Annotated in this window: 18 protein-coding genes; 13 read left to right on the top strand and 5 right to left on the bottom strand. The window is 75.0% G+C overall.

Annotated features, from left to right (window positions below):
* Positions 1 to 227: 227 nt before the first annotated feature.
* On the top strand, positions 228 to 1,100 hold the full coding sequence (locus tag Q7A36_RS07635; protein ID WP_305103073.1) for an SDR family oxidoreductase: 873 nt from the start codon (positions 228 to 230) through the stop codon (positions 1,098 to 1,100).
* Between the two features lie 129 nt (positions 1,101 to 1,229).
* Here the strand turns inward: Q7A36_RS07635 and Q7A36_RS07630 are convergent, their stop codons facing one another.
* Both Q7A36_RS07630 and ygfZ read right to left on the bottom strand, forming a co-directional pair.
* Complete coding sequence (locus Q7A36_RS07630; protein WP_305103072.1) at positions 1,230 to 1,688, bottom strand: methyltransferase family protein; 459 nt, start codon at positions 1,686 to 1,688, stop codon at positions 1,230 to 1,232.
* The gene (gene ygfZ, locus Q7A36_RS07625; protein ID WP_305103071.1) at positions 1,688 to 2,515 is read right to left on the bottom strand and encodes a CAF17-like 4Fe-4S cluster assembly/insertion protein YgfZ; all 828 of its coding nucleotides are present in this window, start codon (positions 2,513 to 2,515) and stop codon (positions 1,688 to 1,690) included. Before ygfZ ends, Q7A36_RS07630 begins: the two co-directional genes overlap by 1 nt.
* 86 nt (positions 2,516 to 2,601) lie before the next feature.
* On the opposite strand from ygfZ, the gene Q7A36_RS07620 reads away from it, so the two are divergent.
* The 5 genes from Q7A36_RS07620 (at position 2,602) to asnB (ending at position 8,442) form a co-directional block, all read left to right on the top strand.
* The gene (locus tag Q7A36_RS07620; protein WP_305103070.1) at positions 2,602 to 3,522 is read left to right on the top strand and encodes a glycosyltransferase family 9 protein; all 921 of its coding nucleotides are present in this window, start codon (positions 2,602 to 2,604) and stop codon (positions 3,520 to 3,522) included.
* Positions 3,523 to 3,650: 128 nt separating this feature from the next.
* The gene (locus Q7A36_RS07615) at positions 3,651 to 4,460 is read left to right on the top strand and encodes a glycosyltransferase family 2 protein (protein WP_305103069.1); all 810 of its coding nucleotides are present in this window, start codon (positions 3,651 to 3,653) and stop codon (positions 4,458 to 4,460) included.
* Positions 4,461 to 4,559: 99 nt separating this feature from the next.
* Entirely contained in the window at positions 4,560 to 5,576 is a 1,017-nt protein-coding gene (locus Q7A36_RS07610; RefSeq protein ID WP_305103068.1) for a glycosyltransferase family 4 protein, read from the top strand.
* Complete coding sequence (locus Q7A36_RS07605) at positions 5,573 to 6,682, top strand: glycosyltransferase (protein ID WP_305103067.1); 1,110 nt, start codon at positions 5,573 to 5,575, stop codon at positions 6,680 to 6,682. Before Q7A36_RS07610 ends, Q7A36_RS07605 begins: the two co-directional genes overlap by 4 nt.
* On the top strand, positions 6,682 to 8,442 hold the full coding sequence (gene asnB / locus Q7A36_RS07600; protein ID WP_305103066.1) for an asparagine synthase (glutamine-hydrolyzing): 1,761 nt from the start codon (positions 6,682 to 6,684) through the stop codon (positions 8,440 to 8,442). The genes Q7A36_RS07605 and asnB overlap by 1 nt, the downstream gene beginning before the upstream one ends.
* Positions 8,443 to 8,690: 248 nt before the next feature.
* Here asnB and Q7A36_RS07595 read toward each other — a convergent pair whose 3' ends face one another.
* On the bottom strand, positions 8,691 to 9,191 hold the full coding sequence (locus Q7A36_RS07595) for a DUF29 domain-containing protein (RefSeq protein ID WP_305103065.1): 501 nt from the start codon (positions 9,189 to 9,191) through the stop codon (positions 8,691 to 8,693).
* An 81-nt stretch (positions 9,192 to 9,272) separates the two neighbouring features.
* Positions 9,273 to 9,773, bottom strand: coding sequence for a DUF29 domain-containing protein (locus tag Q7A36_RS07590; RefSeq protein ID WP_305103064.1), 501 nt, complete (start codon positions 9,771 to 9,773; stop codon positions 9,273 to 9,275).
* Positions 9,774 to 9,827: 54 nt separating this feature from the next.
* Between Q7A36_RS07590 and Q7A36_RS07585 the strand changes: the two genes are divergently transcribed.
* Entirely contained in the window at positions 9,828 to 11,159 is a 1,332-nt protein-coding gene (locus Q7A36_RS07585; RefSeq protein ID WP_305103063.1) for a dihydroorotase, read from the top strand.
* A 179-nt stretch (positions 11,160 to 11,338) separates the two neighbouring features.
* Positions 11,339 to 11,764: a GFA family protein gene (locus Q7A36_RS07580; protein ID WP_305103062.1), complete on the top strand. Its 426-nt coding sequence runs from the start codon at positions 11,339 to 11,341 to the stop codon at positions 11,762 to 11,764.
* Between the two features lie 10 nt (positions 11,765 to 11,774).
* On the opposite strand, the gene Q7A36_RS07575 is transcribed toward Q7A36_RS07580, so the two are convergent.
* A complete protein-coding gene (locus Q7A36_RS07575; RefSeq protein ID WP_305103061.1) occupies positions 11,775 to 13,835 on the bottom strand; it encodes a 4Fe-4S dicluster domain-containing protein in 2,061 nt (686 codons plus the stop codon).
* A 181-nt stretch (positions 13,836 to 14,016) separates the two neighbouring features.
* Here Q7A36_RS07575 and Q7A36_RS07570 point away from each other — a divergent pair, with 181 nt between their 5' ends.
* The 5 genes from Q7A36_RS07570 to Q7A36_RS07550 are packed head-to-tail and all read left to right on the top strand — an operon-like array spanning position 14,017 to position 17,546.
* Positions 14,017 to 14,703, top strand: coding sequence for a biotin/lipoate--protein ligase family protein (locus tag Q7A36_RS07570; RefSeq protein WP_305103060.1), 687 nt, complete (start codon positions 14,017 to 14,019; stop codon positions 14,701 to 14,703).
* Positions 14,700 to 15,305, top strand: coding sequence for a DUF6505 family protein (locus Q7A36_RS07565; protein ID WP_305103059.1), 606 nt, complete (start codon positions 14,700 to 14,702; stop codon positions 15,303 to 15,305). Before Q7A36_RS07570 ends, Q7A36_RS07565 begins: the two co-directional genes overlap by 4 nt.
* Complete coding sequence (locus Q7A36_RS07560) at positions 15,302 to 16,321, top strand: DUF6352 family protein (protein WP_305103058.1); 1,020 nt, start codon at positions 15,302 to 15,304, stop codon at positions 16,319 to 16,321. The genes Q7A36_RS07565 and Q7A36_RS07560 overlap by 4 nt, the downstream gene beginning before the upstream one ends.
* Entirely contained in the window at positions 16,318 to 16,848 is a 531-nt protein-coding gene (locus Q7A36_RS07555; RefSeq protein ID WP_305103057.1) for a DUF3305 domain-containing protein, read from the top strand. Before Q7A36_RS07560 ends, Q7A36_RS07555 begins: the two co-directional genes overlap by 4 nt.
* Positions 16,845 to 17,546: a DUF3306 domain-containing protein gene (locus Q7A36_RS07550; protein WP_305103056.1), complete on the top strand. Its 702-nt coding sequence runs from the start codon at positions 16,845 to 16,847 to the stop codon at positions 17,544 to 17,546. Before Q7A36_RS07555 ends, Q7A36_RS07550 begins: the two co-directional genes overlap by 4 nt.
* The last annotated feature ends 15 nt before the right edge of the window (positions 17,547 to 17,561 follow it).

The following is a 17,561-nucleotide window of genomic DNA, read 5'->3' as shown; positions in this document are numbered from 1 at the left end:
TCGTGGGGCGCCCCGGTTGGCCCGGAGGTCTGGATCGGCTCGCCCAACATACAAGGCACCGCCCCGCGGGCGGCACGACAAGGGCCCGGATGCCGGCGCGTCCGGGCCCTTCGTCCGTCCGGCGCCACGCGGCCGCAATCGCGCCCGCGTGGCCCTGCCGTTCCGCGCCTCGCGGGCAACTGCCGCGCCGGCGCCCCCGTTGGCCCCGCATCACCGGGAGAGCCAGCATGCCGGACGACAAGCAGACCCCGCAGCCGAAGCAGCACCAGAACCGCCATCCCGGCTTCGAGTCCGAGATGACGCCGCAGCCGCGGGACCGGATGGAGAATTGGAAGGCCAGCGGCAAGCTGGCGGGCAAGGTCGCGCTCGTCACCGGCGGCGACAGCGGCATCGGCCGCGCCGTCGCGATCGGCTTCGCCAAGGAAGGCGCGGATGTCGCGGTGCTCTACCTGAACGAGCACCAGGACGCCGAGGAGACGAAGCGCCATGTGGAGGCCGCGGGTCGCCGCTGCGTCACCATCGCCGGCGATGTCGGCGATGCTGGCTTCGCGCGCCAGGCGGTGAGCCAGGCGGCGCAGGCGCTCGGCGGCCGCATCGACATCCTGGTCAACAATGCCTCCGAGCAGCATGTCTGCGAGGATTTCGCGGAGATCCCCGAGGCGCAGGTCGAGCGCACCTTCCGCAGCAACATCCTCGGCATGTTCTGGATCACGAAATACGCCCTGCCGCTGATGCCGGAGGGCGGGGCGATCATCAACACGACCTCGATCACCGCCTTCAAGGGCAGCCCGATGCTGGTCGACTATGCCAGCACCAAGGGCGCCATCCTCGCCTTCACCCGCAGCCTGTCGCAGGCGCTGTTCCAGCAGAGGAAGATCCGGGTGAATGCGGTGGCGCCCGGCCCGATCTGGACGCCGCTGATCCCGGCGAGCTTCGACGAGGAGAAGACGGCGAAGCATGGCGAGAGCGCCGGGATGGGCCGCGCCGGCCAGCCCGATGAATGCGCGCCGAGCTACATCTTCCTCGCCAGCGATGCCGACAGCAGCTACATCAACGGCCAGACGCTGCACCCGAACGGCGGCACGGTGGTGAACGCCTGACGCCGCCGGCGTGATGTGGTCGTGGCGCGCATTCCGCGCGCTCGACCCCATCGAGCGACCCCGAGCCTCGCCATCATGGCCTTCAGCACCAGTCGCCTTCGACGGCGTCGAAGGCGCATGCTTGCGCCTTCAGATCCAGCGCCGCACCCGCAGCAGGTAGGCCTCGTAGGCCGCCCCGAAGCGCTGCCGCAGGTAGCGCTCCTCCCGCGCCACCGCCAGCCGGTCGAGCACCAGGAAGGCCCCGACCGCCGCCAGCCAGGGCCAGAGGTCGCCCCAGCGGCAGGCGAAGCCCGCCGCGACCAGCAGGAAGCCGAGATAGATCGGGTTGCGCGAGAGGCGGAACGGCCCCCGCTCCACCAGCGCCTGGTCGGGCCTGTGCGGCTGCGGGTCGGTGCCGGCGCGCAGCATGAACACCACGGTCCAGACCGAGAGCGCGAGGCCGAGCGCCATCAGCCCGGTGCCGACCGTGGGCAGCGGCCGGCCGAGCGGCACCGGCACCTGCCGCTGCAGCAGCCAGCCCAGCAGCAGCAGCAGGCCGACCTGCACCGGTGGCGGCACGCGGATGCCCGGGCCGTGGTCGGCCGGCATCAGGCGGTGGCGGCGGCGGGCAGCACCATCCAGCCCGGGATCCGCGGCGTCAGCGCGGCCTCCCCGCAGCGGAGCGCGCGGCCATCCAGCGCCTCCAGCCGCAACTGCGCGACGCCCAGGCCGTCGCGGCCCGAGCGCATCTCGCCCACCTCGGCGCCATCCGCCAGCACCGGCGTGCCGGGGGCGGGCAGGGGACCCTCCACCGCCACCGGCACCAGCCGGCGCTTCACCAAGCCGCGATACTTGGTCCGCGCCGTCAGCTCCTGGCCCATGTAGCAGCCCTTGGTCCAGGAGACGCCGTGCAGCTCGTCGAAGCCGGCCTCGAGCAGCACGGTCTGCTCCGCGACCAGGTCCTTCGACCCCTCGGGCAGGCCGAGCGACAGGCGGTGCCGGTCCCAGTCCTCCGCCGTCGCATCCGCCCCCGGCAGCGGCGCCGGCGCGAGCGCCCGCCAGCCCGCCTCGGGCAGCCGCGGGTCGGGCGCGGCGACCACGCCGTCGGGCAGCGGCGCCCCGCCCCAGCCCGCATGCACCACGAGGTCGCCGGAGGCGTCGCGCAGCGTCACCTTCGACCGCAGCTTGAAGCGGGTCAGCCGCTGCAGCGTGGCCGCGACCAGCCCGCGCTCGACATCCAGCAGCAGCCGGTCCGGCGCGGCCAGGATGAGGAACTCGGACACCCACTTGCCCTGCGGCGTCAGCAGGGCGGCGAAGACGGCGTTCCCCGGGGCGGCCCCGCGGACGTCGTTGGAGACGAGGCCCTGGAGGAAGGCGACGCGGTCCTCGCCCGCCACCTCCACCACGCCCCGCTCGGGCAGGACTGCGATCGGCATGCCGACAGGGTGGGGCTTCCCCGTCGCCGCCGCAACGGGCCGGATGGGTAGGGTCCGGCCCGCAACCGTGCTACAGGCCGCGCGCCGTGCGCATCCTCTTCATCTCCTCCACCCGGATCGGCGACGCCGTGCTCTCGACCGGGCTGCTGGACCACCTGATCCGGACCTATCCCCACGCCAAGATCGCGGTCGCCTGCGGCCCGGTGGCGGAGGGGGTCTTCGCCCGCATGCCGAACCGCGCCTGGACCATCGTGCTGGCCAAGCGCCGCTTCCGTGCCCATTGGTGGGAGCTGTGGCGGGAGGTCGCGGGCCAGCGCTGGGACATCGTGGTCGACCTGCGCGGCTCGGCCTTCGCCTGGCTGGTGCGGGCGCGGAAGCGCTACGTCATCCGCGGCGGCCGGCAGCCGGGGCATCGCCTCGCGCATCTCGGCGCGCTGCTCGGCCTCGATCCGCCGCCCCTGCCGGTCGCCTGGTTCAACCAGGCCGACCGGGCGCGCGCCGCGAAGCTGCTGCCGGGGGAGGGCATGTGGATCGCCCTCGGCCCCACCGCCAATTGGGACCGCAAGGTCTGGCCGGCCGAGCGCTTCGTGGCGCTGTTCCGGGCGCTGACCGCGCCCGGCGCGCCGCTCGAGGGTGCCTGCGCCGCCATCCTGGGCGGGCCGGGGCCGCAGGAGCGGGCGATGGCCGCGCCGGTGCTGGAGGCGCTCGGCGACCGGGCGGTGGACCTGGTCGGCGCCCTGGCCCTGCCGGAGGTCGCGGCGGTGCTGGCGCGCTGCGCCCTCTTCGTCGGCAACGACAGCGGGCTGATGCACCTCTCGGCCGCGACCGGCACGCCGACGCTGGGCCTCTTCGGCCCGAGCCGCGTCGAGGAATACGCCCCCGCCGGCCGCCGCACCGCGACGGCGGTGGCCCCCGGCAGCCCGGCGCTCGACAGCATGCCGGGCCTGACGCTCGAGAGCGCGCTGGCAGCGGCGGAGCGGCTGCTGGCCGCGAAGGTGGCGGCATGACCGCGTCCGATCGCCGGAGGGCGGAGGGGTCGGAGGCCCCGAGCACCGCAGGCGTGAATCGGCCGCCCGGCATCGAGCCGTCCGATCGCCGGAGGGCAGAGGGACCGGAGGTCCCGAGCACCGCAGGCGTGAATCGGCCGCCCAAGCTTCGCATCTCCGCCCTGGTCGTCGCCCGCAACGAGGCGGCGCGGCTGCCCGCCTGCCTCGCCAGCCTGGGCGGCGCCGACGAGATCGTGGTGGTGCTGGACCGCAGCACCGATGCCAGCGCCGAGATCGCCCGCGCCCATGGCGCCCGCCTGGTGGAGGGCGGCTGGGAGCTGGAGGGCGAGCGCCGCAATGCCGGCATCGCCGCCTGCAGCGGCGACTGGATCCTCGAGGTGGATGCCGACGAGCGGGTGCCGCCCGAACTCTGGGAGGAGATCCGCCGCGTGGTGGCGGCCTCCCCGCACGGCTTCCACCGCGTGCGCATCGACAATTACGTAGGCGACCGGCTCATCCTGCATGGCTGGGGCGGCAGCTTCGGCACCACCCTCAAGCCCGTGCTGTTCCGCCGCGGCGCCAAGCACTGGCGCGGCCAGCGGGTGCATCCCGGCCTCGACTGGACCGGCCCCGAGGGGGCCGCGCTGGAGGGCGAGCGGATCACCGCGCATGGCATCCGGCACGAGGTGGACCGCGACATCTCCGACATGCTCCGGCGGCTGGACCGCTACTCCTCCGCCAAGGCGGCCGACCTGCTGGCCGCCGGGCGGATCGGCTCGCTGCCCGACAACCTCCGCCGCTGCCTCTCCCGCATCATCAAGTGCTATGTCGGCCGCAAGGGCTACCGGGAGGGCGGCTGGGGCCTGCTGATCGCCCTCTGCGCCGGGCTCTTCCCGCTGCTGTCGCACCTGAAGGCGCGGCTGGAGCCGGAGCGCCACCGCCCTGCCGCGCCCCGCTGATGCGTCGCGACGAAGGCGTGCGGATGCGCCGCGGCCAAGGCGCGCGGACGTGCATCGTGACGAAGGCGCGTTGATGCGCGTCGCGGCGGAGGCGCGCTGATGCGCATCGTCATGGCGACGGACGGCCCGCGCCTCGGGCCGGAGTCGGTGGGCGAGCGGCCGATGGGTGGGGTCGAGACCGCCTTCGCCCTGCTGGCCGAGGCCTTCCTCCGCCGCGGCCACGAGGTCGAACTGCGCGCCGGCCGCGACCTCGCCGAGGCGCGCGGCGGCCTTCGCTGGGCGCCTCTCGCCCGCGGCGGCGCGCCGGCGGCGCTGGTCATCGCCAACCGCTCGCCGCGGCTCTTCCGCTGGATGCCCGCGGGCCGCCGCGTGCTCTGGCTGCACAACCCGGGGGGCTACCTGCGCAAGGCGCGCAACATCCCGCCGATGCTGGCGACCTGGCCGCGCCTCGTCACCCTCGGCCCCGCCCATTCCCGGAGCCTGCGCGGCTGGATGCCGATCCGCCCGGTCGAGATCCCGCTGGCCCTCGCCCCGCCCTTCGATGCGGGCGCCACGGAGCGGCCGCCGCCACCGCCCGTCGCGGTCTTCGCCTCCAACCCCCGCCGCGGCCTGCTCTGGCTGCTCGACCTATGGGCGCAGCGCATCCGGCCGGCGGTCCCGGATGCGGAGTTGCACCTCTACACCGGTGCCGCCACCTATGGCGGCGATGCGCGCCTCGCTGCCCATGCCGCGCCCGTGCTGGCCCGCGCCGAGGCGCTGGCCGGCCAGGGCGTCCGGATCTTCGACCCCCTGCCGCGCGCCGGCCTCGCCGCGCGCCTGCGTGAGGCCCGCCTGATGCTCTATCGCGGCGATACCGGCGAGACCTTCTGCCTGGCCCTGGCCGAGGCGCAGGCGATGGGCCTGCCGGCCGTGGTCACGCCGCTCGGCGCCGTGCCGGAGCGCGTGGCGGATGGCGTGACCGGCGTGGTCGCCCGGGACGAGGCTGGCTTCGCCGCCGCCGCCATCCGCCTGCTCTCCGACGACGCTGCCTGGTCCGCCATGCACCGCGCGGCGCTCGCCCGCGGCCCCGGCCCCTCCTGGGACGAGGTCGCCGCCCGCTTCGAGGCGCTGGCATGAGCCTCGATGCCCCCGCCCTCTCGGCCATCCCGGCCCTGGCCGACCCGCCGCTGCGCATCGCGCATGTGATGGGCGGTGCCGCTGTCGGCGGCGCCGAGGCCTTTTATGAACGCCTCACCCTCGCGCAGCATGCCGCCGGCGAGGAGGTGCTGGCGGTGATCCGGCAGGAAGCGGGACGCGCGGCGCGGCTCCGGGCCGGGGGCCTGGCGCCGGTCGAGCTGGATTTCGGCGGCTATTTCGACCTGCGGACGGGCGGAAGGCTGCGCCGCCTGCTGGACGCCTTCCGGCCGCAGGTGGTGGTGGCCTGGCAGAGCCGCGCCGGCCGCTATGCCGGCGCCGTCAAGCGCCGGACCGGCGCGCCCTGGACGCTGGTCGGGCGGCTCGGCGGCTATTACGACCTGAAATACTATCGCGGCTGCGACCACCTCGTCGGCAATACCCGCGACCTCCGGGACTGGTTCATCCGCCAGGGCTGGCCGGCGGAGCGGGCGCATTTCGTGCCGAATTTCGCGCATGACTTCACCGGAGTCGCGCCCGCGGCCCTGCCGGCGCCGCCGGGCGCGCCGCGGCTGCTGGCGCTCGGCCGGCTGCATGTCAACAAGGGCTTCGACCTGCTGCTGCGCGCCCTCGCCCGACTGCCGGGGGCGCATCTCTCGCTCGCCGGTGAGGGGCCGGAGCGCGGCGCGCTGGAGCGGCTGGCGCGCGCGCTCGGCGTCGCGGACCGCGTCGCCTTCCTCGGCTGGCGGCAGGATGCCGGGGCGCTGCTCGGGGGCTGCGACGTATTCGTCTGCCCCTCCCGCCACGAGCCGCTGGGCAATGTGGTGCTGGAGGCCTGGTCGGCGGCGCGGCCGGTCGTCGCCGCTGCGGTGCACGGGCCGGTCGAGCTGATCCGCGACGGGGTGACCGGGCTGCTGGTGCCGAAGGAGGACCCGGCGGCGCTGGCCGCTGCCATCGGCGGCCTGCTGGCCGACCCGGCCCGCCGCGCGCGCCTCGCCGCTGCCGGCCGGGCCGAGTTCGAGCGGGCGCATGCCGAGGCGCCGGTGCTGGCGCGCTGGCGGGAATTCCTCCGCTCCGTCGTGCCGTCGGCCGCCGGGATGCCGCGCTGATGTGCGGCCTGGCGGGCCTGGCGCTGCGGCAGGGGCTGGAGCCGGACGGCGCGACGCTCGACGCCCTGACCCGCGCGCTGGCGCATCGCGGGCCGGACGGCGCGGGGCACCATGTCTCGGGCCCCGTCGCGCTGGCGCATACGCGGCTCGCCATCATCGACCTCGTCACCGGCGACCAGCCGCTCTTCGCCGGGCCGGCGGCGCTGGTCGCCAATGGCGAGGTCTACAACTACCGGGAGCTGCGCGAGGCCAACCAGCTCCGCTGTGCGACGCAGAGCGACTGCGAGCCGCCGCTGCATCTCTGGCGCCGCGACGGCGCGGCCTTCGCCGAGGCGCTGCGCGGCATGTACGCCATCGTCCTGCAGGACCGCGCGGCGAAGCAGGTGGTCCTCGCCCGCGACCCCTTCGGCATCAAGCCGCTCTATACCGCCGAGGTGGCCGGCGGCATCGCCTTCGCCTCCGAGCCGCAGGCGCTGGTCGCGGCCGGCCTGGTGCAGCCGCGGGTGCGCGCGGCGGCGCGGGCGGAGCTGCTGCAGCTGCAGTTCACCACCGGCGCGGAGACGATCTTCGAGGGCATCCACCGCGTGCTTCCGGGCGAGACCGTGGTGATCTCGGACGGCGCGGTGACGGAGCGCCGCCGGCGCGCGGCGCTGCCCGAGGGCGGGCCGGAGGTCATCGCCACCGAGGAGGCGCTGCTGCGGCTGGACGCGGCGCTGGAGGAGAGCGTCGCGCTGCACCAGCGCAGCGACGTGCCCTATGGCATGTTCCTCTCTGGCGGCATCGACAGCGCGGCGGTGCTGGCGATGATGGCCCGCCTGAACGAGCGGCCGGTGCTGGCCTTCACCGCCGGTTTCGACGTGGCGGGCGCGGCGGACGAGCGCATCCAGGCCGCCTCGCTGGCCGCGGCGGCCGGCGCGCGGCACGTCACCGTCGCGGTGACCGAGGCGATGGTCTGGCGCCACCTGCCCGAGATCGTCGGCGCCATGGACGACCCGGCGGCCGACTACGCCATCATCCCCACCTGGTTCCTCGCCCGGCGGGCGCGGGAGGAGGTGAAGGTGGTGCTCTCCGGCGAGGGCGGCGACGAGCTCTTCGGCGGCTATGGCCGCTACCGCGCCGCCATGAAGCCGTGGTGGCTGGGCGGCAAGACGCCGCGCGCCCATGGCAGCTTCGACCGCGTGGACGTGCTGCGGGAGGCGCCGACGGGCTGGCGCGACGGCATCGGCGCGGCGGAGGCCGCGGCGGCGACCGGCGGCCGGTCCCGCCTGCAGGCGGCGCAGGCGCTGGACGTGGCGGACTGGCTGCCGAACGACCTGCTCATCAAGCTCGACCGCTGCCTGATGGCGCATGGGGTGGAGGGGCGGACCCCGCTGCTCGACCCCGGCGTCGCCGCTGCCGCCTTCCGCCTGCCAGATGCGCTGAAGGTGCAGGGCCATACCGGCAAGTGGCTGCTGCGGCAGTGGCTGGCGCGGCACCTGCCGGCGGCCGAGCCCTTCAAGCCCAAGCAGGGCTTCACCGTGCCGGTCGGCGCCTGGATCGAGCATGTGGGTGACCGCCTCGGCCCGCTGGTCGCGGCGCAGCCGGGCGTCGCCGAGATCGCCCGGCCGGACCGGGTGGCGGCGCTGTTCCGCCATGCCGGCGGCGAGAAGCATCGCGGCTTCGCCGCCTGGCACCTGCTGTTCTACGCCCTCTGGCACCGCCGCCATGTCGAGGGGCGGCGGGCGGAGGGGGACGTCTTCGAGGTCCTGTCGGGACGGTAGCGCCCGATCAGGGCGTCGTTCAGAAGATCTTCTCGAGCAGGTACATCACGACGACGCTGATGATGGCGCCGGCGCCGACCATGACGATCGCGCGGTTCGCTTCCCTGGTATCCCTGTCGACGTCCCGGTCCAGTGCCATGTGGGGTTTTCCTTGCCGTTTCCGGCCTGCCTTTTGGCGGGCCGCCGCGGAAACGTGGCGGGCTTCGCGGCGGTTGCCGGATGGTCCGGCCGCGCGACGGTGGCGCGGCTCAGGGCGCCGGCGGCGCCGGATACCAGTCCTCGTTCAGGACCTGCGCGTCGAGGTCGTAGCGCGGCGGACCCTCGGCCGGGACGGCGGCGGCGAAGGCGCGGGCGGCCTCGGGGGCATCCACCCCCAGGTCGCGGGCGAGTTCGCGCCGGGCATCCCGCCAGGCCTTGGCGAAGAGCGCCTCCCGCTGCGCGAACAGGCTCGGGCTCTCCTCGAAGAGGCGGCCCAACTCGTCCCGGAAATTGCCGATCTCCTTTCGCCAATGGCCGGCGAATTCGGTGACCGGGTGGAATTCCATCTTCAGCGCATGCAGCGCGATCAGCCGCAGGAACGACGTGATCGCCCGGCGATCGGACTTGCCCAGGCTCTCGATCTCCTGGGCGACCTCCTCCACGTCCAGGCCATTGGGGCGGAGATGCTCCGGCCAGGCGCGCAGCCGCGCCGCCTGGTCCTGGGTCCAGGCGTACCAGTCGCGGTCGTGGAGGCCGGCATCGTCGGGCATGGCGGGGAGAGTATAGGAACCGCCCGACCCCGCCCCAAGGAGGAACCCCGCCCCTCGCCCGCGGCGTGACGGTAGCAGGGTTCAGGGCGCCGGCGGCGCGGGGTACCAGTCCTCGTTCAGGACCTGGGCGTCGAGGTCGTAGCGCGGCGGACCCTCGGCCGGGACGGCAACGGCGAAGGCGCGGGCGGCCTCGGGCGCCTCGCGCTCCAGCTCCCGCCGGACGATGCGCAGGCCCTTGTCCCAGGCCTGGCCGAACAGGGTGCCGCGCCGGGCCCGGAGCGAGGGGCTGTCGCGGAACTCGGTCTCGACCTGGGCGCGGAACCCGTCGATCTCCCGCATCCAGTGCGCCCTGGCCTCCTCCGCCGGATGGAATTCCAGCTTGAGGCAGTGGATGACGACCTGGCGCAGCAGGGACTCGACGGCGCGGCGCTGCGATCCCCCCAACTCCTCCACCTCCTCGGCCAGCAGTTCCACATCCAGGCCATTGGGGCGGAGATGCTCCGGCCAGGCACGCAGCCGCGCCGCCTGGTCCTGGGTCCAGGCGTACCAGTCGCGGTCATGGAGGCCGGCATCGTCGGGCATGGCGGGAGGGAGTATAGGAACCGCCCGATCGCGCCCCAAGGAGGAACCCCGCCCATGGCCAGCTACGACCTCATCCTGCGCGGCGGCGCCTGCGTGCTGCCCTGGGGCGTCGAGACCACCGATGTCGGGGTACGGGAGGGGCGGATCGCCGCCCTCGGCGACCTCCGCACCGCGCATGCCGCCAACGAGGTCGATTGCCGCGGCCTGCATGTCCTCCCCGGCCTGATCGACGCGCATGTCCATCTCCGCGACCCCGGCGACCCGGCGGTCGAGGACCTGGCGCATGGCACGAAGGGCGCGCTGCTCGGCGGCCTGGCCGCGGTCTTCGACATGCCGAATACCGCGCCCTCCATCACCGACCGCGAGCGGCTGGACTGGAAGCGCGGCTACCTGGACGGCCGCGCCTGGGTCGATGTCGGGCTCTATGTCGGGGCGTCCAAGAAGAACATCGAGGACCTCGGCACGCTCGAGCAGCAGCCCAATGTCTGCGCCGTGAAGGTCTTCGCGGGCAGCAGCACCGGCGACCTGCTGGTGGAGGACGATGCCTCCCTGGAAGCCGTGATGCGCAGCGGCCGCCGCCGCATCTGCTACCATTCGGAGGACGAGTACCGCCTGCAGGAGAGGAAGCCGCAGTTCAAGAGCGGCATGCCGCACCGCAACCACATGGTCTGGCGCGACGTGGAATGCGCCTTCCTCGGCACCCGCCGGCTGATGGCGCTGGCCCGCCGCACCGGCCGCCCCGCGCATATCCTGCACGTCTCGACCGCCGAGGAGCTCGACTATCTCCGCGACTTCCGCGATGTCTGCACGGTCGAGGTGCTGCTCAACCACCTCACCCAGACCGACGAGGCCTATGACCGCCTCGGCGGCTATGCCGTGATGAACCCGCCGATCCGCGACCAGCGCCACATGGAGGCCGCCTGGGCCGCCGTCGCCGATGGCCGGGTGGATGTCGTCGGCTCCGACCACGCGCCGCACAGCCGCGCGGCGAAGGAGCGGCCCTGGCCCGACTGCGCCGCGGGGCTGACCGGCGTGCAGACCATCGTCCCGCTGATGCTCGACCATGTCAGCGCCGGGCGGCTCTCCCTCTCCCGCCTCGCCGACCTGATGTGCGCCGGGCCGGCGCGGGTCTATGGCGTGACCGGCAAGGGGCGGCTCGCCGCCGGCTACGACGCCGACTTCACCGTCGTGGACATGCGGAAGCAGCGGACCATCGAGGAGAGCTGGATCGTCTCCCCCTGTGGCTGGACGCCCTTCGCCGGGCACCGCTGCACCGGCTGGCCGATCATGACGGTCCTGCGCGGCGAGGTGGCGATGCGCGAGGACGAGGTGATCGGCGCCCCGCGCGGCCAGGGCGTGCGGTTCCTCGAGGCGCGCGGGGGCTGACACCGGGGGTGGTCCTGCGCCAGCCGCGAGCCGCCCGCGGAGACGACGGGGCGGCGGAGGCAGCCCGCCACTCCCGCGGTCGAGGCGGCCGGTCATCGCGTGTCCGTGCGCGCAGGATGCTTGGCCATGCGGCGGCAACCGGTGCAGGCTTGCGTCCCTCAGCACAAGGGGAGGACGCGATGCCCAGCTACAAGGGCGCCTGCTTCTGCGGCGCCGTCGAACTCGAGGCGACCGGCGAGCCGGCGGGCATGGGCTACTGCCATTGCCGGTCCTGCCGGTCCTGGTCCGGCGGGCCGGTGAATGCCTTCACCCTCTGGGCGCCCGAGGCGGTGAAGGTGACCAAGGGCGAGGAGAACATCGCCACCTTCGCCAAGACCGAGATGAGCCACCGGCAGTACTGCAGCAAGTGCGGCGGTCACCTGATGACCCGCCACCCGCCGCTGAACATGGTGGACATCTTCTCCGCCACCCTGCCGGACCTGCCCTTCAAGCCCGGCGTGCACGTGAACTACGCCGAGACGGTGCTGCCCATGAAGGACGGGCTGCCGAAGCTGAAGGACTTCCCGGCGGAGTTCGGCGGCTCCGGCGAGATGGTGGCGGAGTAGCGCCCAGGCGCTACTCCCCACGGGCGGCGGCGGTCCTGGCCCGCTCCGCCTCCCGCAGCCAGTCCTCCGTGGTCTTGGTGACGGGCCGCGGCGGGCCGGCATAGGGGTCCAGGCCGCCGAAGGTCGCCTCGATGGCGCGGCAGTCCTCGCACATCTCCAGCACCGCCAGGCGCTTCGGATCGGCGAACATCCAGTGGCCGCCGGCGGTCAGCTTGGCCTTCACCCGCTCGATGCTGCTCCGCGTGCCGAAGGCCTTGCTGCAGCGGGTGCAGAGCGCCGGCGCCTCCTCCTTCACCACCTGCGGCTGCGCCGCCGCCTCGGCGAAGTTGAGGCGCGGCTCGAGCGCGATCACCCGCTCCGGGCAGGTCGCGGCGCAGAGCCCGCACTGCACGCAGGCATCCTCCAGGAAGCGCAGTTGCGGCGTCTCCGGATTGGCGGAGAAGGCGCCGGTCGGGCAGACCATGGTGCAGGCGAGGCAGAGGGTGCAGCCCTCGGCGGCCACGCGCGCCAGGCCGAAGGGCGCCTTCTCCGGCATCGGCACCACCGCCGGCGCGGCGCTGCCCGCGGCGTCATGCAACCCGCGCAAAGCCAGCCGCAGCACCTCCCGCGGCGTCCCCAGCGGCAGGAACTGCGCCGGCGCCCAGCCCGCGCGCAGCGCCATGGCCGGGGCCAGCGCCTCGCCCAGCGTGAAGGGGTCGTCGGTCTCGATCGCCCCGGCGCGCGGCAGCGCCGCGGCGAGGCCCAGCCCGTCCAGCGCCGCGCCCACATAGTCCAGGTTGCGGAACAGCCCCTCCGTCCCGTGCCCGCGCCGGCCCGGCAGCAGCACCCGCACCCCGGCCGCGCCCCAGGCCAGGGCGGCGGCGAGCGTCGTCAGGTCGAGCTGCGAGACCTCATTCACGCGCAACGGCAGCACCCGCGCCGGCAGCCCCTCGCCATGCCGCGCCAGCGCCTCGATCAGCGGCTCGCCATGCGTCGCATCGTGCAGCAGCAGCACCGCGTCGCGCCCGCCCGCCTCGGCATAGCCCAGCAGCAGGGCGCGCAGCCGCGCCAGCGTCGTCGCCGGCGGCGGCAGGGCATAGGTCGCGGCCCCGGTCGGGCAGACCGCGGCGCAGGTGCCGCAGCCCGCGCAGATCTCGGCGCTGATCACCACGCTGTCCCGGCCCGGCGCGATCGCGCCCGTCGGGCAGAGGTCGAGGCACCGGGTGCAGCCCACCCGCCTGTTGCGGCTATGGGCGCAGAGCCCGGCCTCGAAATCGACGAAGCGCGGCTTGTCGAACTCCCCGACCAGCCCGCCGGCCTCCGCCACCAGCCGCTCCACCGCCGCGGCATCCGCGGGGTCGGCGCGAAGATAGCCCGGCCGCACCGCATGTGCCGGGAACAGCGGCGCGCCGCCGGTCAGGTCCAGCAGCAGGTCGCAGCGGCTCTTCGCCCCGTCCCGCGCCGGCCCCCAGCGATAGGCATCGCGCGAGGAGGGCGCGGGTGCGGCATAGCCGTCCACCACCACCTCGAACTCGCCGAGGAACCCCGTCGCGGCCTTCGCCCGGCCGCGCAGCACCGGGAAGGCCGCGGCGCGCGCGGGCTGCACCGGCGCCTCGCCGGTCAGCAGCACCGTCAGGTCCAGCCGGTCCGCCAGGCGCTCCGCGACCGCCAGCGCCGTCGCGTCGCGGCCGAGCACCAGGGTCACCCCCTCGCTCTTCAGCGGCACCAGCGGGACGGGCGGCAGCGGCACCGCTGCCATGGCCAGCAGCCCGGCCATCTTCGGGCCCGCCGCCGCGCCCTCCCGCGCCCAGCCGCCGGTCTCCCGGACATTGACGAAGGCGAGCGGCGCGGTCGCGCCCGCCGCCTCGGCCTCCTGGCCGAACAGCGGCGCCTCCTGCGTGCAGGCGACGGTGATCGGCCGCCCTTCGCCCAGCGCTGCCGTGAAGCGGTCGAGCTGCGCGCGGCAGAGCTGCTCGGCGGTCCGCAGCTCGGCGCCTTCGGCCGCGCAGCCGCGCCGGAGGGCCCGGCCGTCCAGGACCATCGTGTCCTCGCAACTGCAGACGAAGGCGATACGCTGGTCCCGCTCGGGCATGCCGGTCTCGATCCTCGGGCGGCCATCGCCCCGGGCGCTTTCGCCCGGCGCCTCGGCCGGCCCGTCAAAGGGGATGGGGAGGAGGGCACGCGGCCCCTCCGCTGGCCCGCGCGCCTGGGCGCCGCGGGCCGCAGCGCATATATGCCCGCGATCCGCCGCTTGCGACCCTGTCCCCGGAGCCGTGCCGATCCACGTCCTTCCCGACCTGCCGACCGTCTTCCGCCCCGTCCCCCTGCGGGAGGGCGGCGATGCCCTGGCCCGCGCCGTCGCCCTGGCGCCGGAGCAGGGGGCGGGGACGCTCGCCTGGGTCGGCTCCGCCGCCCGGGCCGAGGCGGCGGTGGTGCTGGAGCCGGAGATGCCGCTGGCCGCCGCCCGGCTCGCTCTCCTCGCCGCCGCCAATGCGCTGGCCGATGCCTTGGGCGCCTTCGGGCCGCCCGAGGTACCGGTGGAGTTCCTCTGGCCCGGCCGGCTGCTGGTGAACGGCGCCGGCTGCGGCCAGGTCCGCCTCGCCGCCCCGCCCGGCACGGCGGAGGACGCCGTGCCGGACTGGCTGGTCGTCGGCATGGAGGCCCGGATCACCCTGACCCTGCCGCTCGAGCCCGGGGAGGTGCCCGACCTCACCGGCCTGCTGGAGGAGGGGTGGGAGGATATCTCCGTCCCCGACCTCACCGCCGCCTGGGCGCGCCACCTCATGGCGGCGCTGGACGATTGGCAGGCGAAGGGCCCGGCGCGGCTCGCCGAGCGCTACCTGGCGCGGCTGCGGGATGAGCGCGACGTGCCGGGCCTCAGGCGCGGCATCGACCCGGCGACGGGTGACCTCGTCCTGGATCGGGATGGGGCGCGCCAGCGGCGGAGGCTCGCGCCATGACGGCCCCGTCCCGGGGCTCCGCCCCGGACCCCGCGAAGGGGGCGAAGCCCCCCTTCGAGACCCCCCTTTGCAAACTCCCTCGCACCGTCCGACTCGATCCGTCCGACCTCGTCGTGTTCCAGCGCGCCGCCGAGCCGGGCGAATGGGCCGTGCCCGGCGGCTTCGACTTCTGGGACGAGGACCCGGCCAGCCTCGCCGGCAAGCGGCGCCAGGAATTCCGCGCCGGCTTCCTCGGCCTCGCCTCCTTCGGCTTCTCCACCCTGGTCGAGGTCGCCGAGGCGACGCCCGACCAGCGCGAGGCCGCGACCGCGGCCCTGGCCGCTCATATCCGCGCCGCCTATGGCGCCCCGGACGAGGCTGCCGCCTGCGCCGCGGCGGAGGAGGAGATCGCCTTCGCCGCCTCCCTCTGCGACCACCCGCCCGGCACCGTCCTCGCCCTCTCCCGCGCGGTGGAGGACGGTGCCGTGCGCGAGCGCTTCCGCACCCTCCACCGGCGCGAGGCCCCGCACCGCGACTTCGGCAGCCTGCCCGTCTTCTCGATCGTGGAGACCGACGACGAGGCCCCGGAACGCCCCGACCTGACGAGCCTGCCCCCGACATGAATGATTTATGGGTCGCCTCCGGCCACCTCTTCTGCGACCGCGATCCGGCCGGAAGGCTGCTGCCGACGCCCGATCTCTGGCGCGCCTTCCTCGCCCGGCCGGAACTGGTCCCGCCCGAGGAGGCCTGCGACGCCGAACTCGCCCTGCACACCGGCCTGCTCGCTGACCCGCTGCGCGCCGTGCCGCCGGCGCAGGTCGCGGCGCTGGCCGATGCGGATGCACGGGAGAACTGGCAGGTCTTCCTCGCTTTCCGCGACCGGGTCCAGGCGCAGCCGACGCTCGAGGCCGCCTGGCTCGCGCTCTTCCGCGGGAACGTCGCGGGCATCCCGCCGCTGTTTCTCCAGATGCTGACGCACCTGGTCACCCGCGCCGCCCTGGAGGACGAGGCGGACGCCTTCGCCCTCCGCGCCGCCGAGCTTCTCTTCCGCCCGCAGCGCGCCGCCATCCACCAGGGCGCGACCCTGCTGGCCGACGAGGAATATCTCGACGCCCGCGCCGCCGACGGCGACCTCGGCCCCATCGGCCGCCTGCTGACCGAGGCCGGGGCGCCGCCGCGCGAGGTCGAGCTGGAGGTGCTCTCGGACGAGCTCGCCCCCGGCTACCGCGCCCGCTCCGACGCGCATGACCTCGCCCTCGACATCGCCGAGGGGCGGCCGGGCCAGCACGGCCTCGCCCGCGCGCTGGAGCGCTTCATCCGCCACGTCATGGGGGAGGAGGTCGCCATCCGCCCCGTCCCGGTCATCGAGGACCGCAACTGGACCTGGCATGTCGGCCTGGACGCGGAAGCCACGGCCATCGCCAATGATCTCTGGCAGGGCAGGCCCGTGCAGCAGGCGAGGCTCGCGCGCATTCTCTGGCTGGGCGTGCTGGACTTCGCCGAGCCCTCGCGGGTGCTGCCGCGGGCCGCGGGGAAGCCAGTCTACCTCGCCTTGGCGATGGATGCGGCGCAGAGGGTGCGCATGAAGCCGCAGAACCTGGTGGGCCTGCCCTTGAAGGATGCGGAGGCGGGGGCATGAGCAGCCGCCTGGAAGTCCCCGGCACGCTCCGCATCCCGGTCGCCGTGCTGGCCGAGCGCCGCCCCGGCGCGACCCGCTGGGCCGAGTGGTCCTGGCGCGTGGTCGAGGTGCTGGAGGAAGCGCCGCCCGTCCCGCCCTGGACCGTGCTGCGGGAGGAGGCGGGCCGCACCCTCTTCTTCGCCGGCGAGGCGGAGGTCGCGCTGCACCCGACCGATACCAGCAATTACCGCGACAACCTCGGGGCCAGCCCGCCGCTGGTCTGGGTGGTGCTGCGCCCGACGGAGGCCGCGCCCGGCTGGGTGCTGCACCTCGTCACCGTCGATGCCGGCGAGGCCGAGATCTATGCCGATTCCGGCGCCGACCTGCTGGAATCGCTGCCCATGCCGCCCGGCCTGCGCGCGCTGACCGAGGCCTTCACCGCCCAGCACCATGTCGAGCGCCGCTTCCAGAAGCGCCGCCGCGACCGCGCCGATCCCGAGGCGCTGGCCCGCGGCGGCCGCCGCGCCGGCGAGGAGGAGACGGGATGAGCGAGGAGGCCAAGGGGGAAGGGCCCGGGGAAGGCTTCCTCGGCCGCTGGTCCCGCCGCAAGCGCGCCGCCGCCGGCCGGCCCGCGCCGGAGGCGCCACGACTTGTCACGCCGGAGGCGCCACGACCTGTCACGCCGGAGGCGCCGCGGGCCGCGATGCCGGAGGCGCCGCCCCCCGCCCTGGCCGGGCCCTCGCCGCCGGCCATGGTGCCGGCCGAGGCCGCGACCGCCCCGACATCCGCGGAGCCGGCCTTCGACCCCGCCAGCCTGCCGCCCCTCGAGAGCCTGACGGCGGAGAGCGACATCACCGCCTTCCTCCGCCCGCAGGTGCCGGCCGCGCTGCGGACGGCGGCGCTGCGGCGCGCCTGGACCCTCGACCCCGCCATTCGGGACTATGTCGGCCCGGCCGATTATGCCTGGGACTTCAACGCGCCGGACGGGATGGCGGGCTTCTCGCTCGAACTCGGCGGGGAGGTGCGCAAGCTCCTCGCCCAGGCCATCGGCCTGCGGGACGAGGCGGAGGCGGAGGCCGGGACGCCACCCGCGGCGCCCGACCCGCCCGCCCTGGCCGACGCCGCGCCGGAGCCCCTGCGCCTGGACCCGCCCTCCGCGGCGGTGGAGACGCCGCCCGACCCCGCGCCGGAGCCCGCCCCCGTGGCGGCGGCGCCGCGGCGTCACGGGGGTGCCGTCCCGGTCTGAGCCGCCGGATGATCG

Source organism: Paracraurococcus lichenis (genome assembly GCF_030657435.1).
In the GTDB taxonomy this organism is placed as follows: domain Bacteria; phylum Pseudomonadota; class Alphaproteobacteria; order Acetobacterales; family Acetobacteraceae; genus Paracraurococcus; species Paracraurococcus lichenis.
Note: the sequence above shows the minus strand (reverse complement) of the source record. Positions and strands in the feature narration are given on the sequence as shown.

Bases quoted from the DNA above. Each gene is read 5' to 3' on its own strand.
- Q7A36_RS07635 (WP_305103073.1), top strand. From the start codon at position 228: ATGCCGGACGACAAGCAGACCCCGCAGCCGAAGCAGCACCAGAACCGC.
- Q7A36_RS07630 (WP_305103072.1), bottom strand. From the start codon at position 1,688: ATGCCGGCCGACCACGGCCCGGGCATCCGCGTGCCGCCACCGGTGCAG.
- ygfZ (WP_305103071.1), bottom strand. From the start codon at position 2,515: ATGCCGATCGCAGTCCTGCCCGAGCGGGGCGTGGTGGAGGTGGCGGGC.
- Q7A36_RS07610 (WP_305103068.1), top strand. From the start codon at position 4,560: ATGCGCATCGTCATGGCGACGGACGGCCCGCGCCTCGGGCCGGAGTCG.
- Q7A36_RS07605 (WP_305103067.1), top strand. From the start codon at position 5,573: ATGAGCCTCGATGCCCCCGCCCTCTCGGCCATCCCGGCCCTGGCCGAC.
- asnB (WP_305103066.1), top strand. From the start codon at position 6,682: ATGTGCGGCCTGGCGGGCCTGGCGCTGCGGCAGGGGCTGGAGCCGGAC.
- Q7A36_RS07595 (WP_305103065.1), bottom strand. From the start codon at position 9,191: ATGCCCGACGATGCCGGCCTCCACGACCGCGACTGGTACGCCTGGACC.
- Q7A36_RS07590 (WP_305103064.1), bottom strand. From the start codon at position 9,773: ATGCCCGACGATGCCGGCCTCCATGACCGCGACTGGTACGCCTGGACC.
- Q7A36_RS07585 (WP_305103063.1), top strand. From the start codon at position 9,828: ATGGCCAGCTACGACCTCATCCTGCGCGGCGGCGCCTGCGTGCTGCCC.
- Q7A36_RS07580 (WP_305103062.1), top strand. From the start codon at position 11,339: ATGCCCAGCTACAAGGGCGCCTGCTTCTGCGGCGCCGTCGAACTCGAG.
- Q7A36_RS07575 (WP_305103061.1), bottom strand. From the start codon at position 13,835: ATGCCCGAGCGGGACCAGCGTATCGCCTTCGTCTGCAGTTGCGAGGAC.
- Q7A36_RS07565 (WP_305103059.1), top strand. From the start codon at position 14,700: ATGACGGCCCCGTCCCGGGGCTCCGCCCCGGACCCCGCGAAGGGGGCG.
- Q7A36_RS07560 (WP_305103058.1), top strand. From the start codon at position 15,302: ATGAATGATTTATGGGTCGCCTCCGGCCACCTCTTCTGCGACCGCGAT.
- Q7A36_RS07555 (WP_305103057.1), top strand. From the start codon at position 16,318: ATGAGCAGCCGCCTGGAAGTCCCCGGCACGCTCCGCATCCCGGTCGCC.
- Q7A36_RS07550 (WP_305103056.1), top strand. From the start codon at position 16,845: ATGAGCGAGGAGGCCAAGGGGGAAGGGCCCGGGGAAGGCTTCCTCGGC.